The following is a 13872-nucleotide window of genomic DNA, read 5'->3' on the forward strand; positions in this document are numbered from 1 at the left end:
GGGCTCCCGGATGATCTTCCAGGAGTCCGGCAAGTCGTTGACGACAAAGGACATCGGAACAATGTGATCCGGACTGATCAGTCCGGAAGCCGGCCCTCGCCGGGGTCGGTCAACCTCGCTCCATCGCCCCGTCGATGGAGCTCCCGGTGTCCTTTCCTACTCCCTACGCCGCCCGCGACGGCATCAAGGCCTACACCAAACTGGGCCTGCGCCTGTATGACCCGCTGATCGTCGGCCTGTTGGCCCGCCATGTCTGGCAGTGTCCGGCCGAGACCTTCATCGCCGCCTACCGCACGCACCTGCGGGCCAATCACGCCGATGTGGGCGTCGGCACCGGCTACTGCCTGGACCGGTGCGGCTTCGATGTGCCGAACCCCCGGCTGGCGCTGATCGACCTGCAGCCCAACTGTCTGGGGTTCACCGCCCGGCGGCTGTCCCGCTACCGCCCCGAAACTTACCTGCGCGATGTCCGCCAGCCCCTGCTTGGAATCCCCGCATTCGACTCGGTGGCCCTGGGCGGCCTGCTGCATTGCCTGCCCGGCGACATGCGCGAGAAAGCTGCGGTGTTCGATGCGTTGCGGCCGATCTGCAACCCGGGCGCGACGATTTTCGGCTTCACGCTGGTCAACGACGCAGTCGCCGCCACGCAGCGTCGCCGACTCGCCTGGCGCGCCCTGAACGAGCTGCGCGTCGTCAATTGCCGCGACGACACGGCCGATGGCCTGCACCACGAACTCGCTGCGCGCTTCCGCGACTGCACCGTCGAGATGACCGGATGCTTCGCCTTCTTCAGCGCCCGCGTCCACTGATTCCCTCCGCCTGCCCCAGAGACCAGCCGATGACCGCTTCGCACAGCGTTGCCGAAACCACCCTGCGGATCGCCTGCCGCGCCGAAGACGCGTGGAATACGGTGTGCTTCTACGAGCACATCCGCCGCAAACCGTCGCTGTTCCTGCGCAGCGTGCTGCCGGTGCCGATGTACACGACCGGCTGCGCCGGCAATGTCGGCGACACGTCGCGGTGCCTCTACAGCGACGGCGGCTACCTTGCCAAGCGGATAACCGGCGTGATCCCGGGAGAACGCATCGAATTCGAGGTTATCGAGCACAGCATCCGTTACTGCCGCAGCATCGCCCTCAAGGGTGGCAGCATCAGCGTCATCGCCGACCAGGACGGCGCTTGCTCGGTACACATGCTGACCCGCTGCGAACTGCAGTCGCGCTGGCTGCGGCCGTTGCGACCCTTCATCGAATTCACGATCTCGGCGATGCATCGGATCGTGATGCGCGACATGCAGGAGCGGCTCGAGGCGCGGGACGCGAACCGGCTCTGCGCGAGCGGCTCATCGGCCTAGGACTACGAAATGGACGACATCAGCGCAACCCGCCGGTCCGCGGCATCTTGTTCAACTCGTCGATCACGGCTTTAGGCGCGCGCAGGCGAATCTGCACGGGAAAGGATTCCTGCACGACCACATCCTTGACCACGCCGCTCTTCTCCAGCTCCATGACCTTCGCCAGCACCGGATCCGGAGACTCGGCGCTGCCGACGATCGTCGCGCTCTCCAGCGGGGCTTGCGCCTGCGCCGTTTGCTTGCTGTCTAGCCCGCAGCCGGTCAACAGCGTCAGCGCAGCGATCAGGGCGATGGATTTCATGTTTGCCTCGTAGTCTTGTTGGCGACCGAAAGTCGTGGCGCACCGTAGAGGTGCGCCACAGTGATGCGAGGTGAGCGCCGGATCGGTCTGCTCCGAACCGGCGCCGCACGCTCAGGGATTGCTCGAAATCCATCCCTGCAAGGTGTTGTACACCGTGCTGGTCAGGCGCGTGCCGCAATTCTGGCTCGACGACCCGGTGGTGTGGATGCCGCGCACGTAGTCGCCGGCGGCGATGCCGCTGCCGCTGTTGCCGCCCGAAGTATCGATGGTGTAGCACAGTCGATACGAACCGCTGGTCGACACCGGCCCGGAATGCGTCCACATCGTGCCCAAGGGCTTTTCGCCGGGATAGCCGGTAATCACGTAGTTGCCGTTGGAATAGGTGCCCCAGCCCGAGTGGCCGCCGTGAGGCGCCGAGGCGAGCACGATCATGCCGTAGTCGAAATTGCTGTCGGCGCCGTTATGCCAGGCGGTCGTGGTCAGCGCGCGCGCCCACGTGGTCGTGCCCCAGGGCTGATAGCTGCCGTTCTGGGCGGTGGTGAAATCCAGCGCGGAGTACCAGGTGCCGGAGCCGTTGGACACGCAATGGCCCGCTGTCAGCACGTGCTTCGGCCCGATCAAGGTGCCGGTGCAGCCGATGCCGATGCGGCCGATATGCCAGTACGGGTTCACGGTGGTGTTGGTGATCTGTACCCGGTCGTCGCCGCCGATGACGACTTTGGGCGTGTACAGGGCATTGCGATACGCCGCTGGCAGGATCGGCGGGGTGCTGAACGATGCCGGTGTGCGGCCTACCTTTTCCAGGTCGGCGATGGCCTTTTCGAAGATCGCCACGTCCTCGGGATTCATGGTCGATGCGTACTGCGCGCCGTCGGGCGTGACCATGACCGTGCTCAACCCGGCCGCCTTTTGCCGGGGCGAGAGCAGGCGTGTGTCGATGGATGCGCCCGTTTCCGGCAAGGCGCGGGTCACCAGGTTTTCGCCATGGATGAAGCGGGCTTTCTCGTTCAATTTCTTGAATGCCGTTTGTTGCGCTTCCGCGGTGTTCACCAGCGGAGCCGAGACCAACAACACCAAGCCAAACGCGGCCAGATTTTTCATAACACGCTCCATTGTCAGTTGGATAGTCCATTGGCAAGCGATCGGGCGAGCGCGTCCTGCGCTCTCGCGATGCGTCCGTCCCGGCATCGGCCTGGGTCGGTGTCGCGGCAACGAATGCATCCGTTGTCGCGTCGCGGCCATCCGTGGCCGCGGAGCAGGGCGGCGGTGCGCCCCGTGGTCAGTTCGCGCTACACGGCGGTTTTCATCGCGTCCGCGTGGACGTTCAAGTGCCGCGAACATTCGCGTGCTCTTGCGCATGCGTCATGCGACGAAGCGTCGTTGCAGGCAGTGCGCGCATGTAAGTTCCAGGCCGGGCTGCCGCAATCTCATGACGAGGGCCTGCGTAGATAGATCCGAAAACCTCCATGTTCATGCACAGAATGTGCGGAACTCATCGGCGCGCTTCGTTCGATCCGAAATCCGCAGACGCTGAATCTTGTTACTCCCTAATTTTGCGGGTCGTCGTGATAGCTCTCACAGTTGCTTGTCGGTGATTTCGCGCATATCGGTAATAGTGTTGTGTGTGTCGCAATCGAAATTCAGCAGCGGCCCGATTGGTCGACAACATCGAGCCAGGTGATCGGGCGATGCGTTTTTTTGTGTTTTTTTGTCGCTTGCGAGCGTCGTGGTCGATTCGAGAGACCGGCGACATCGGTATCGCCAGAGTGATTTTGTCGCTCGGCGGTCGCATGTTGCAGATTCGTAACGACGGTCTTCAGTGCGCCGGGCGCAGGTCGAGGAGCGGCTCCTCGACGCCAAGAGCCTGATTGCGTTTGCTCGTCCGCCATTGCAGTCGGTCCATTCGCCTTCACTGAAGCGATGACGCAGTCCCAGGCCGATTCGCTCGAACAGAGTTTCGTTGGCACCGATCGCTTGGCCATTCGAGGCCTGGAGGTCGGACATCGACTCGCCGCTGCTCGAGTCCTTACGCTCGCGGCGTTCACCGAACGCAGAGCACCGATTCGATGCCGTCCTCTGTGCGCTGCCTTTTGCGTTGTAGAGCTTGCTAGTGAGAACGGTGCCGTGGTCGCCCGCCTTCAGGGCGAATCGACTTTTCTCCGAAGCATCAGCATCGGTCTGGCTGCTGCGCGCATGGAGCGTCTCGCTCGTTGGTAGCGGATGCTTTTGCGGGCGAAGTCGCATCGGCGCGAAACAGGGGGCGATTTTTGTGAGATCAATCAAGCATCGATCAAAAAAGTTGGCCGCAGCTTGCGCTTAACAGCGTAGTAGCTGGCGATGGGCTAAGACGCAGATGCTTGGACCTTGAGGCGGCGCTTCCGGTGAATCGAGAAAAAGGCTCTCCATGAGCCTTGAGGCTGCTTTTTTGCTTATCGCAAAGTGCCGTTGATAGAAAAGAAAATCGTTGCGCGAAGCACGCGGCGCTAGCTCAGGCCCACGTGTCTTGACGGGGGCGATCTGGAGCGGAACAGGAATGAGCAACGATCTTCCTCTGAACTGTGGAGCTGTCGCCACAGTCGTGGCGCCCATTCGCAATGCGCTTGCAATAGCTTCGCACCGCCATGCACGACGCTGTCGACGTGAGCCGGTGGAATAAATTTCACGATCCAAAAACTGCTCGACGGCGCTGTTCCGATAAGCATCCGCCATGCGGCGCCCGTTCCACGGAGCCAGCGTCACCACAAGCGGTGCAGGCCACCGCTGCGCCTCACCCAGTCATGCAAGTCAATCGATAAAAGGAGATTCCATCGTGGCAGGCATCCAATGGTCGGCCCCTCAGTCGCTGGCCTACATCCCCGACGGCAAGCTGGTGACGTTCACGGCGATGCATCAGGCCGCGTACACGCAGTACGTCCAAGTCATCGACGGCAATGGCAACCCCATTAGCTTCTATTGCCTGGACGCCAGTCAGGCGAGCTTTCCGATCTCCGGAAGCGGTGTCGAGGTCGGCTTCCTCCAGAACGGAGCCGGCAGGTTCACCATGGCGTCCGGTATGCAGGTCCAGTTTGGCAGCAGCGGCCCCTACGTTCCGAAGGTCTCGGCGGGCAATCCAGTCCAGTTTTTCATCAGCGGCGTCGTACGCGGCGGGGGAACCTTATACGTGACGGAAGACGGTACCGATAATGATTACAACGACACCAGCTTCGTGATCCAGTGGTACCAGACCGTGGGCTGACCCGCCCCACGCCCCGTTCCCGATCGAATCGGGGCGGCACGACCACTCATGAATTCCCATGGCTGCCGCGACGGATCGCGTGGATCCATCGCGGAGCGCGACAATGACGGAGTGCGGCAATGAAGACCAGCATCATCATGTTCGGCGCGCTCGCCAGCGCGCTGGCGATGGCCACAGCGTGTACGAAAACCGAACCCACCGTCGCCGCTTCATCGGTCTCCAAGGATCAAGCAACGCCGTTTCCGGGCGGCGCACCGATCACGGCGGCTGACCTGACCGCGACCCCGGCGGTTCTGCCCGCCGCTCCGCCGGCGTACAACTACGACCCCTACAACCCCAACATCACCCACGCGCAATACGCCCGCTTCGCGTGGCGACAGTTCATCCACTTCAATTCGCCCGCGCAGAAGAATGGCGTCGACGTCGCCGGCAAGTCTCCGGTCGTGCGCGGGAGCATCGATCCGGGCCGCAACTTCGCCGCATCGGGCGCCAGCGACTTCTATCGCAGCGGCACCACCGCCGCGTCCAACTTCAGCAGCAATCAGTTGGTCTGGGAGACCTTCGCTCACCGGTCCGAGCTGTTCCCCGCGGGATCGGCCCCCAAAGGGAATCTGGCCGCTTTGGATCCCGAGTACGTTTTCCAGGGCAATCTAAAGGTCGCCTCGACCGACGCCCGATTCAACAATCTCGACGAAAACAGCCAGATCGGCCAGAACCAGATCTTCTTCCCGAAAAACGGCAACACGCCGTCGACCAATCCGCAGGACGATCACATCATCTTGTTCCAGGCCAAGGTGAATCCGGTCGAATACGACTACATAAAATCCATCTACAACGCCGGAAATCCCCCGGCTTCGCTGGAATTGCCGCCCAACGGGACGAACCAGAGCGAATCGGTGGAGGTCAAGTCGGCGTGGCGGGAAATGACGCCCGAGTTGATCGCGTCCGGCCGCTATCACACGGCCGAGGCCTTGTACTACTACAACGAAAATGGCGTCACCCAGGCTCGGGTGGCCACTTTCGGTCTGGTCGGCCTGCACATCCTGCGCAAGATGGAAAACTACCCGACCTTCGTCTACACCACCTTCGAACAGGTGGACAGCCTGACCACGCCGGACAATAAAGACACCGGGTTGTATCTCATCAACCTGTACAACGAAATGCAGTACGACGCATCGGTGCCGCCGGGGACGCGACCGACGGCGATCCTCAACTCGGGTTCCAACCGGACAGCAGTTACGCTGCCCCTGGCGGGGCCGATAGACAGCGCCCACGGCTACGATGTCATCCCCGGCAAATTCAACGTGCCTGCCGGATTTTCGGGCCCGATCAAGGTCCAGAATCCGCCGGTAGCGACGAGCGCCGTCTATGACGTCAACGCCGAAGTCCAGAAAGCCATGGCCAGCACGCCCGCGTTCAAGGACTCGGTGTGGCGGTATTACCGTCTGGTGGGGCTGCAGGTGTTGCCCACGAACGAGGACAGCTCCGTCACGCCGGCCAAGCCTGATCCGCTGACCCAGGATTTTTACCTGGCGAATATCGTGATCGAGAGCAGCCAGCCTGGCATCCAGTTGTTCAAGGGCGGCGTCAAGGATCCCGACCCGGACCAGAAGCAATTCACTCTGCTTGCCAAGCGCGGGTTGCCGAGCATCCTGGGCGTGAAGAAGCTGCCTCCGAATTCCGACCAGTTGGTGATGGGCGGCTGCATGGGCTGCCACGGCAACGCGCAATACCCCAGGGGCAAGGACGGCAAGGGCCCGAGTATCTTCAGCTTCCTGATCAGCCAGGGCACCCTGACGGGGGGAGGCTTCAGTGCCGACGTGCGCAATGAATCGTCTGCGTCGTTGAGCGCGAAGCGTCTGGAGTATTTGGTTTATTAGTCAGTGCGAAGGCCCGGAAGCGTTCTCGCTTCCGGGCCATGCGTAGTGGTCGCGCGATGCGCTCGAGACTGGGGCCGAACTGCGGCCCGTCAAAGTTTCCTCATTGGCCCCGAATGCCTTCAACGACTCCGTTAGAGAACTGGAGCCAGGATTTGGCGGCGCTACCAACCCTGTGCGATCAAACTCGCGTCTTCCAGGCGCCCGCAAGTTTGCGCGGGCCGGTCAAGTGATGCTGGAAGATTATGTGCGGGCCCGTTCCGTCAGTCCGATCCTTCATTCGGCTCGGACCGGCCTAGGCCTGACCTTCATGCGGCGAATTTACTTGCCGGTGCCTTCGCGCATTTCTTTCGGCGCCTGTTCTGGTTTGAGCTCAGGCGCCAGGTTTCTGACCCCGCTGCCGGCTTCTTTCGCAGGCAACAACGGGTTTACGGCTTTGACCTTGGCAGGGCAGTAGCCCAGCCCCGTCGTGCCGGTTTCGCATTGCGAGAAATTAGTGCAGACGCCGCTGGAGTTGTAACTGATGCATGCGGAACAGCAATATTTCACCGGTCCGGGCGAATCGACCTTGTGATATTCCCTTGCGGCCTGGGCGGAAAAGACACTCAGGAAACCTACGCACAGCACGAGCGCTTGTATGGACTTGGTGCACATTGTCGGAAGTTCCTTCTAGTGAGCAGTGTGATTACTGGGTCGGCGCTGCATTGATCTGGTTTGGCGTCCCTCCTCAGACCGGCGATGGCGTGGGGTGGACGTGTTGTATCACCAGGAATCGCCGCAGCAAGAAGTCGCCGACTATATGGTTAATTTATAGTTAATTGGCTGGACAGCGTCGATTCACAGAATCTGGAAGACCGCGATTGGGCGATTAAAAACGCATCTCGCTGGCCAAAGCGGACAGGGCGGATATCGCGTTGAGTGGGGCTTCGCAGGATGTGTTGTCGAACGGCCGGGCGCTCGGGCGATATCCACTCGGTCGCGTGGCCGCATCGCTTCGGCCACGCTGTTGGCAGAAAATGATAGGCGTCGGGCCGATAGCGATCCCGGTTGCAACTGCCGAAAGCGGCGCAAACAGAAAGACGCGTCTACGATCCTTGGGCTCGAAGCCACCGAGTGCTGCGGAGGCGCCTCTCGATTTCGGCAGGGCACGACGTGCGACTGTGCGAAGTCGCAGCCCCGATCAAATTTTTCGCGATCGTCTCACCGACTGATCAACGCAGCTTCCCGTGCCGCGACTCTCTCCACGACCGTATCGATCGCCGCTTCCATCGCGCTCGCGGTGTGGTCGCCGCTTTGGTTGGTGATGACGAATATGCCCAGATCGTACTTCGGCACGATGTAGATGTAGCACTGCGACCGTGGCACGCCGCCGTGATGCGCGTAGTAGATGCCCTTCAAGCGATCGCCGCCGACGATGTTCCAGAAATAGCCGATGCTGAACTCGGAATCGAATTCGACCAGCGTCCGATGCGACTGCGTCACGACAGGGCCGCCGGCCAACTGGAACTTCAAGTACTTCATCATTTCCGGGACGGTCGTCTTCACGTTCCCGGACGCGCCCCACGGCAACTGCGGCATGGGTGTGGTCGGCGCCGCGTTGTCGCTGTGGTAGCCGACCGCGAGCCTGCTGGCTTCGGCGTCGCTCAGCCTGATCCCGACGTCCGTCATCCCCGCCGAGTCGCGCAGAAAATCGCGCAGCAGCGACTCGTAGTCGGTCTTGTATACGGTCTCGAGAATATGCGCGGTCAGTTCCGTTCCGGAACTGGAATAGGCATATTTCTTTCCGGGTGCCCGTGGGATCTCGACCTCGTGCAGATCTTTTAAAAAATCCGCCTTGCCGTAGTTCGCGTAAATGGCGTTGAGTCTTGCGGGCGTACGGTGATCGGTGAAGTCCGCCAGCACCGTGTTCGCGCGCTCCGGCAGCATGTTGGGCAGGCCGCTGGTGTGCGACAGCAGGTGACGGATGCGGACGGGCTCGCCCTCGTACTGCAGATTCGGGTAGGACTCGCTCAGATATTTGCGAACGTCGTCGTCAAGACTCAGCTTGCGCTCCAGGACGGCCTTGGCCATCAGGCTGCCCGCCAACGTCTTGCTCAACGATCCGATTTCGTAGAGGGTCGCGTCGGTCGGAGGGCCCGGCTTGCCGGTTTCCATATCGCCGCGATGGACGATGATCTCTTCGCCCCGATACACGACACCGATCGATGCCGAATGGAGCAAGGGTTGCGCGATCAACGTGGCCGCGGCCTCGTCGATCTCCGCCTTCAAGTCTTTCGTCGGGGCGTTCGTTCGCGTGCAGCCTGCGATCAATAACGCCGCGGACAACACGAGCAAGACCAGCCGCCGCTCGTTTGGAGCAATCAACGAAGTTTCTTGCATGCGTCGGCGCCTGAAGGGGGGCATGGAAAGGGACCATAAGGTAGCCGAATGCCGACGCGCGCGCCTGCGACGGTCGATCGCCGTACGGCCGCATATTCCGCAGCGTGACGACCGCCGGATCAATCGAAAACGGACAACTTGACAGGCGGGGCGCCGCCCACCAAAGTCGGCAGCGCCCAATAGCGCTGCACACGCATGCAGCGCACTGCGCGGATCAGCAACTGACCGCACACCGGTAGTCATTAGTTCTCTGGGGGGAACGGCCGCGCCGCAACAGGTTTGCCGCGCGTGGCTCGAAAAGGCTGGCGCGTCCGCGCCGGCCTCCTTCCCTATTCACCAGGCACCTGGAGAACACATCTAATGAGCATCAGATTGACAGGATTCTTGCTGTCCGGCGTTTTGCTGGCGGCCGGGCTGTCGCCCGCGCATGCGCAGAGCGTCAGTTGCGCGGGGATCGCCGATTGGAACGCGTCCACCATCTATAACGCGGGCAACAAGCTCGTGTATCAGGGACGGCTGTACCAGGCGACCACCTCGATCTGGAATACGCCGCCCACGCATTGTCCCAGCTGCGGCTATTACCAGGACCTGGGCGCCTGCAGCGCCGGCGGCAACACGCCGCCGACGGTTACGCTGACCGCACCGGCGAACGGCGCGACTTTCACCGCCGGCGCCACCATCACCGCGACGGCGAACGCGGCCGACGCCAACGGCACGGTCGCTCAGGTGCAGTTCTTCCGCGGCAGCACCTCGCTGGGTATCGATACCACGGCCCCGTACAGCGCGACCTGGACCAACGCAGCCGCAGGCAGCTACGCGATCACCGCGGTCGCCACCGACAACGACGGCGCCACCACCACTTCGGCCGCGGCCAACATCACCGTCAATGCCGGAACGCCCGACACCACCCCGCCCAGCGTGCCGGCCGGGCTGGCCGCGACGTCGGTGACCTCGTCCAGCGTCAACCTGAGCTGGAGCGCCTCCACCGACAACGCGGGCGGCAGCGGCGTCGCCGGCTACGACGTCTACCGCAACGGCACGCTGATCGGCTCGCCTGCCGGTACGTCGTTCGGCGACACCGGCTTGGCGGCGTCCACGGCGTATACCTATCGAGTGCGCGCGCGCGACAACGCCGGCAACGCCTCGGCGCAGGGCACGCAGATCAGCGCGACCACCGGCGCCGGCGGCGGCGACAACACCCTGCCGCGGCATGCGCTGGTCGGGTACTGGCACAACTTCACCAATCCGTCCGGCCCGACCTACCCGATCAGCCAGGTCTCCAACGACTTCGACGTCATCGTGGTCGCGTTCGGCGACGATGCGGGCAACGGCGCCGTGAGCTTCACGGTCGATCCGGGCGCCGGCACCGAAGCGCAGTTCAAGGCCGACGTGGCCGCGGTGCGCGCGCGCGGCAAGAAGGTGGTGCTGTCGCTGGGCGGCCAGAACGGCACGGTGACCTTGAACAATGCGACGCAGGTGGCCAACTTCGTCAACAGCATGGAAGACCTGATCCGCTACTACGGTTTCGACGGTGTGGACATCGACCTGGAAAGCGGCGCGGGCGTCTACCACGGCGCGGCCGTGCAGACCAACCTGGTCACGGCCGTCAAGCAGCTCAGCACGCGCATCGGCCCGTCGTTCTATCTGTCGATGGCGCCCGAGCATCCGTATGTGCAGGGCGGCTTTACCGCGTACAGCGGGATCTGGGGCGCCTATCTGCCGATCATCGACGGGCTGCGCCAGGAGCTGGACCTGATCCACGTGCAGTACTACAACAACGGCGCGCTGTACACGCCGTACAGCCAGAACGGCCTGGCCGAGGGGTCGGTCGACATGTTGGTCGGCGCCAGCCTGATGTTGATCGAAGGGTTCCGCACCAACAACAATACCGGCGTCGTCTTCAACGGCCTGCGGCCGGATCAGGTCGCGCTCGGGCTGCCTTCGGGCCCGTCCTCGGCCAACAGCGGACAGGCCTCGTCGGCGACGATCGCCAACGCCCTTAACTGCCTGACGCGGCTGCAGAACTGCGGAACTATCCGGCCCCAACAGGCCTATCCCACGTTCCGCGGCGTCATGACCTGGTCGGTCAATTGGGACCGGCGCGATGGCTTCAACTTCTCCAAGCCGGTGCGGGCGACGTTGAACACCTTGCCCTGAGCGGCAGCGAAAAAACGGAGGCAGGCGACGCTTCGCCTGCCTCCAGCTTCTTACTGGTCGGCGCCCTTGGTGGGCGCCGATTTTTTCGTTTCATCGTAAACGCACTTCAGCCGTAACCAGAGCTATCCCGGCCAACCAATCGAGAACCGCCCGTAGCAATACGCCGCAAGCCGCGTCCCTGCGGCTTGGGCGAGCGCGGCCGCCGACCGGTCCTGCCGATACGGCGCCGCGCCGCGGGGGAGCGTCAATTCATCTGGTCTTCGCCCTGGATGATCTCCGGGCTGACTTCCTTCACTCCGGCCAACGCCTGGATCTTGGGGATCGCGGCCATCGCAGCGGCCACCGAATCGAACTCGATCCGGCCGTTGCCGCCGGCCTTGGACGAGTAGACCAGGGTGCCGCCGCTGACGCGCGCGGCGTCCTGCAGCACGGCGACGTTGCTGTGGTAGACCTCGAGCGTGGACGTCACCACCACCGGCCGGCCGTCGTCGCTCATCGCGGCCGCCAGCTTGGTCTTCGGCGCTGCGGTCTTGACCACGGTGCCGTTCTTGGCCGCCTTGGACTGGACGGCATAGGCGCCGACGCGCACTTCCTTGGCGTCGGCGGTCTTCTTGGCCTGCGTGCGGCTCACCACCGAGTCCGGCACCAGGCGGAATTCGCTGTAGCCGATGCGGAAGGTCGGGCCGGTCGCGGCCTGTTGCAGTTGCTTGCGCGCCGCGTCATCCGATTGCGCATGCGCGCTCGCGGTCATGGCCAGCAGGAGCGGGTAAACGAACATCGCGATTTTCATGATCAGTGCCCCAGGACGCGGATTTTGAAGGACGCCAGCTTGCCCTTGGAGGCGGCGCCGGCGGCGAGCGGCACGTCGGCCAGTTCCAGGGTCCAGGTGCCCTGGCCGGACTCGTCGAGGAAGGCGTTGCTGGCGAAGAAGTCCGCCCGGAACGCGCTGGTGCTCAGCCGGGTCATGGCCGGGAACACGGTGCTGCGGGTTCCGCTCGGCGAGATCAGCGTGACCTGCACCGGGAACGGCGTGGCGGCGTCGTTGCGATAGTCGGTCGACCAGCCCAACTGCACGGACTCGACCTTGCGGATGCCGTTGCCGATCGCGATCTGCAGCCGCGCCGGCGCGGCCGGGTTGCCGATCGCCACCGCGGCGTCGGGTTGCACCCGCTGCCAGCCCGAATCCACCAGCGCCGGCAGGTTCTTGAACTTGCCGGCGCTCTCCACCGCGAGCGTGGCGTCGACCAGGCCGTAGCCGAACCAATTGCTGAAGCTGTGGCCGGCGGCGTTGCGGGTCCAGCCCGGAACCAGCACGGTCCCGTTCGCGTGCACCGCCGCCGGCTGGTTCGGATCGACCTTGCGCGCGGTCGTGGCCAGGATGTACTTGACGTCGCGATAGGTCAGCTTGGGATTGGCCTGCAGCACCAGCGCCACCACGCCCGAGACCGTCGGCGCCGCGGCCGAGGTGCCGTTCATGATGCCGGTGTAGTTGCAGCTGTTGTCGATGGTGGAAGCGTTCGAATCCAGGTCGTTGACCTGGTTGAGGTTGAAGCTGGATTTGATGACGAAGTTGTTGTAGCCGCGGTCGCAGCCGACCAAATCGGTGGTGGCGATCGCCGGCTCATAGCGGTTCGCCGCCAGCCCCGGCTGATGTTTCACCTGACGGCCGTATTCGCCGCCGAGCCCGGACACCCACAGGCCGGATCCGGGGCTCGAGTAGCTCGAGCGCTTTCCGCTGGCGTTGACCGCGGCGATGGTCATGACGTTGAACAGATTGTTGCGGTAATCCAAGCCGGTCTGCTTGCAGCCGACATTGGCGTCGACGATCGCCTTCGGGCAGTCCGAGATGAAATCGTTGCCGGCGGATTTGACGTAGCTGATGCCGCGGCCTTCGCGGGTCTGCGACATCGGGCCCTCGTAGGAGGCGACGCTGTTCTCGGAGAACGTCTGCATCGTCGTCCCGCTGTAGCCCCAGCTGTTGTTGGACACGTCCTGCCGCTTGGCCTGCGCGCCGTCCCACCAGGCGTAGAAGATCTCGCCGGTGGACAGGCCGCAGAACAAGAAGCAATCGCCGAATCCGTTGAAGCTCTTGAGCTTGGCGGACGGAGCGACGCCGCGCACGCCGATGCCGTTCCAGCCGACCGCCGCGATGATGCCGGCCACTGCGTTGCCGTGCGCGTTGCTGGCGTTGGTCGGGCTGGTGTCGTGGGTTTGCGTGTCGAAGTTCCACGACCCATCGGGCACCATGTTCGCGGCGAGATCGGGATGGGCGATGTCCACGCCGGAGTCGAGCACGCCGACGACCACGCCCTTGCCGCGTACGTTGTAGTCGTGCAGGTCGTCGATGCCCAGATCGACGGCGAACGCCGGCTTCGTATCGGCCAGGACGCTCTGGCCGTAACTCATCAGATGCCATTGATAGCGGTACAACGGATCGCCTTGTTGCGCCTGTGCGGCGCCGGCGGGCAAGGCCAGCAGCGTCGCCAGACTCAGGATCGTCCGGTTGCGGTTGGATGGGTGCATTTACCTACTCCTAGGGGTGGCGGGTGCGCCGAGCCGTCGCGGCGCA

Annotated in this window: 12 protein-coding genes; 5 read left to right on the forward strand and 7 right to left on the reverse strand. The window is 63.4% G+C overall.

Translation table 11 applies throughout. The annotated features are described in order from the left end of the window. The first annotated feature begins 134 nt into the window (after positions 1–134). Positions 135–809 carry a class I SAM-dependent methyltransferase gene (locus BLU84_RS18120; RefSeq protein WP_074870613.1) on the forward strand — a complete coding sequence of 225 codons (675 nt, stop codon included), beginning with the start codon at positions 135–137 and terminating at the stop codon, positions 807–809. A 29-nt stretch (positions 810–838) separates the two neighbouring features. Then, complete coding sequence (locus BLU84_RS18125; RefSeq protein WP_074870617.1) at positions 839–1354, forward strand: hypothetical protein; 516 nt, start codon at positions 839–841, stop codon at positions 1352–1354. 19 nt (positions 1355–1373) lie between these two features. Here BLU84_RS18125 and BLU84_RS18130 read toward each other — a convergent pair whose 3' ends face one another. The 3 genes from BLU84_RS18130 to BLU84_RS26670 all read right to left on the reverse strand — a co-directional run bounded on the left by BLU84_RS18130 (position 1374) and on the right by BLU84_RS26670 (position 3938). Continuing rightward, on the reverse strand, positions 1374–1655 hold the full coding sequence (locus BLU84_RS18130; protein ID WP_074870619.1) for a hypothetical protein: 282 nt from the start codon (positions 1653–1655) through the stop codon (positions 1374–1376). 111 nt (positions 1656–1766) lie between these two features. Further along, positions 1767–2756, reverse strand: coding sequence for a trypsin-like serine peptidase (locus BLU84_RS18135; RefSeq protein ID WP_233431183.1), 990 nt, complete (start codon positions 2754–2756; stop codon positions 1767–1769). Positions 2757–3230: 474 nt separating this feature from the next. Beyond that, positions 3231–3938 carry a DUF1508 domain-containing protein gene (locus tag BLU84_RS26670; protein WP_139175094.1) on the reverse strand — a complete coding sequence of 236 codons (708 nt, stop codon included), beginning with the start codon at positions 3936–3938 and terminating at the stop codon, positions 3231–3233. Between the two features lie 526 nt (positions 3939–4464). Between BLU84_RS26670 and BLU84_RS18145 the strand changes: the two genes are divergently transcribed. Together BLU84_RS18145 and BLU84_RS18150 are read left to right on the forward strand one after the other, a co-directional pair. Further along, positions 4465–4890: a hypothetical protein gene (locus tag BLU84_RS18145; protein WP_074870623.1), complete on the forward strand. Its 426-nt coding sequence runs from the start codon at positions 4465–4467 to the stop codon at positions 4888–4890. A 119-nt stretch (positions 4891–5009) separates the two neighbouring features. Continuing rightward, positions 5010–6770: a hypothetical protein gene (locus BLU84_RS18150; protein ID WP_074870625.1), complete on the forward strand. Its 1761-nt coding sequence runs from the start codon at positions 5010–5012 to the stop codon at positions 6768–6770. A gap of 318 nt (positions 6771–7088) precedes the next feature. Here the strand turns inward: BLU84_RS18150 and BLU84_RS26675 are convergent, their stop codons facing one another. Both BLU84_RS26675 and BLU84_RS18155 read right to left on the reverse strand, forming a co-directional pair. Next, a complete protein-coding gene (locus BLU84_RS26675) occupies positions 7089–7421 on the reverse strand; it encodes a hypothetical protein (protein WP_139175095.1) in 333 nt (110 codons plus the stop codon). A 546-nt stretch (positions 7422–7967) separates the two neighbouring features. Further along, positions 7968–9146 (reverse strand): serine hydrolase domain-containing protein, encoded by a 1179-nt coding sequence (locus BLU84_RS18155; protein ID WP_074870627.1) that lies wholly within the window; start codon positions 9144–9146, stop codon positions 7968–7970. Positions 9147–9506: 360 nt separating this feature from the next. On the opposite strand from BLU84_RS18155, the gene BLU84_RS18160 reads away from it, so the two are divergent. Continuing rightward, positions 9507–11303, forward strand: a complete 1797-nt coding sequence (locus BLU84_RS18160; RefSeq protein WP_139175096.1) for an Ig-like domain-containing protein — start codon at positions 9507–9509, stop codon at positions 11301–11303. Between the two features lie 244 nt (positions 11304–11547). Here BLU84_RS18160 and BLU84_RS18165 read toward each other — a convergent pair whose 3' ends face one another. Continuing rightward, positions 11548–12081, reverse strand: coding sequence for a hypothetical protein (locus tag BLU84_RS18165; RefSeq protein ID WP_139175097.1), 534 nt, complete (start codon positions 12079–12081; stop codon positions 11548–11550). Positions 12082–12095: 14 nt separating this feature from the next. Further along, complete coding sequence (locus tag BLU84_RS18170) at positions 12096–13826, reverse strand: S8 family serine peptidase (RefSeq protein ID WP_074870634.1); 1731 nt, start codon at positions 13824–13826, stop codon at positions 12096–12098. Between the last annotated feature and the right edge of the window lie 46 nt (positions 13827–13872).

Origin of the sequence: Lysobacter enzymogenes, from assembly GCF_900106525.1 — a bacterium.
GTDB classification, from domain to species: domain Bacteria; phylum Pseudomonadota; class Gammaproteobacteria; order Xanthomonadales; family Xanthomonadaceae; genus Lysobacter; species Lysobacter enzymogenes.

What these genes read in the sequence shown, in the direction of transcription:
- BLU84_RS18120 (WP_074870613.1), top strand. Translation starts at nt 135, where the DNA reads ATGGAGCTCCCGGTGTCCTTTCCTACTCCCTACGCCGCCCGCGACGGC.
- BLU84_RS18130 (WP_074870619.1), bottom strand. Translation starts at nt 1,655, where the DNA reads ATGAAATCCATCGCCCTGATCGCTGCGCTGACGCTGTTGACCGGCTGC.
- BLU84_RS18125 (WP_074870617.1), top strand. Translation starts at nt 839, where the DNA reads ATGACCGCTTCGCACAGCGTTGCCGAAACCACCCTGCGGATCGCCTGC.
- BLU84_RS18135 (WP_233431183.1), bottom strand. Translation starts at nt 2,756, where the DNA reads ATGAAAAATCTGGCCGCGTTTGGCTTGGTGTTGTTGGTCTCGGCTCCG.
- BLU84_RS26675 (WP_139175095.1), bottom strand. Translation starts at nt 7,421, where the DNA reads ATGTGCACCAAGTCCATACAAGCGCTCGTGCTGTGCGTAGGTTTCCTG.
- BLU84_RS18160 (WP_139175096.1), top strand. Translation starts at nt 9,507, where the DNA reads ATGAGCATCAGATTGACAGGATTCTTGCTGTCCGGCGTTTTGCTGGCG.
- BLU84_RS18165 (WP_139175097.1), bottom strand. Translation starts at nt 12,081, where the DNA reads ATGTTCGTTTACCCGCTCCTGCTGGCCATGACCGCGAGCGCGCATGCG.
- BLU84_RS18150 (WP_074870625.1), top strand. Translation starts at nt 5,010, where the DNA reads ATGAAGACCAGCATCATCATGTTCGGCGCGCTCGCCAGCGCGCTGGCG.
- BLU84_RS18170 (WP_074870634.1), bottom strand. Translation starts at nt 13,826, where the DNA reads ATGCACCCATCCAACCGCAACCGGACGATCCTGAGTCTGGCGACGCTG.
- BLU84_RS18155 (WP_074870627.1), bottom strand. Translation starts at nt 9,146, where the DNA reads ATGCAAGAAACTTCGTTGATTGCTCCAAACGAGCGGCGGCTGGTCTTG.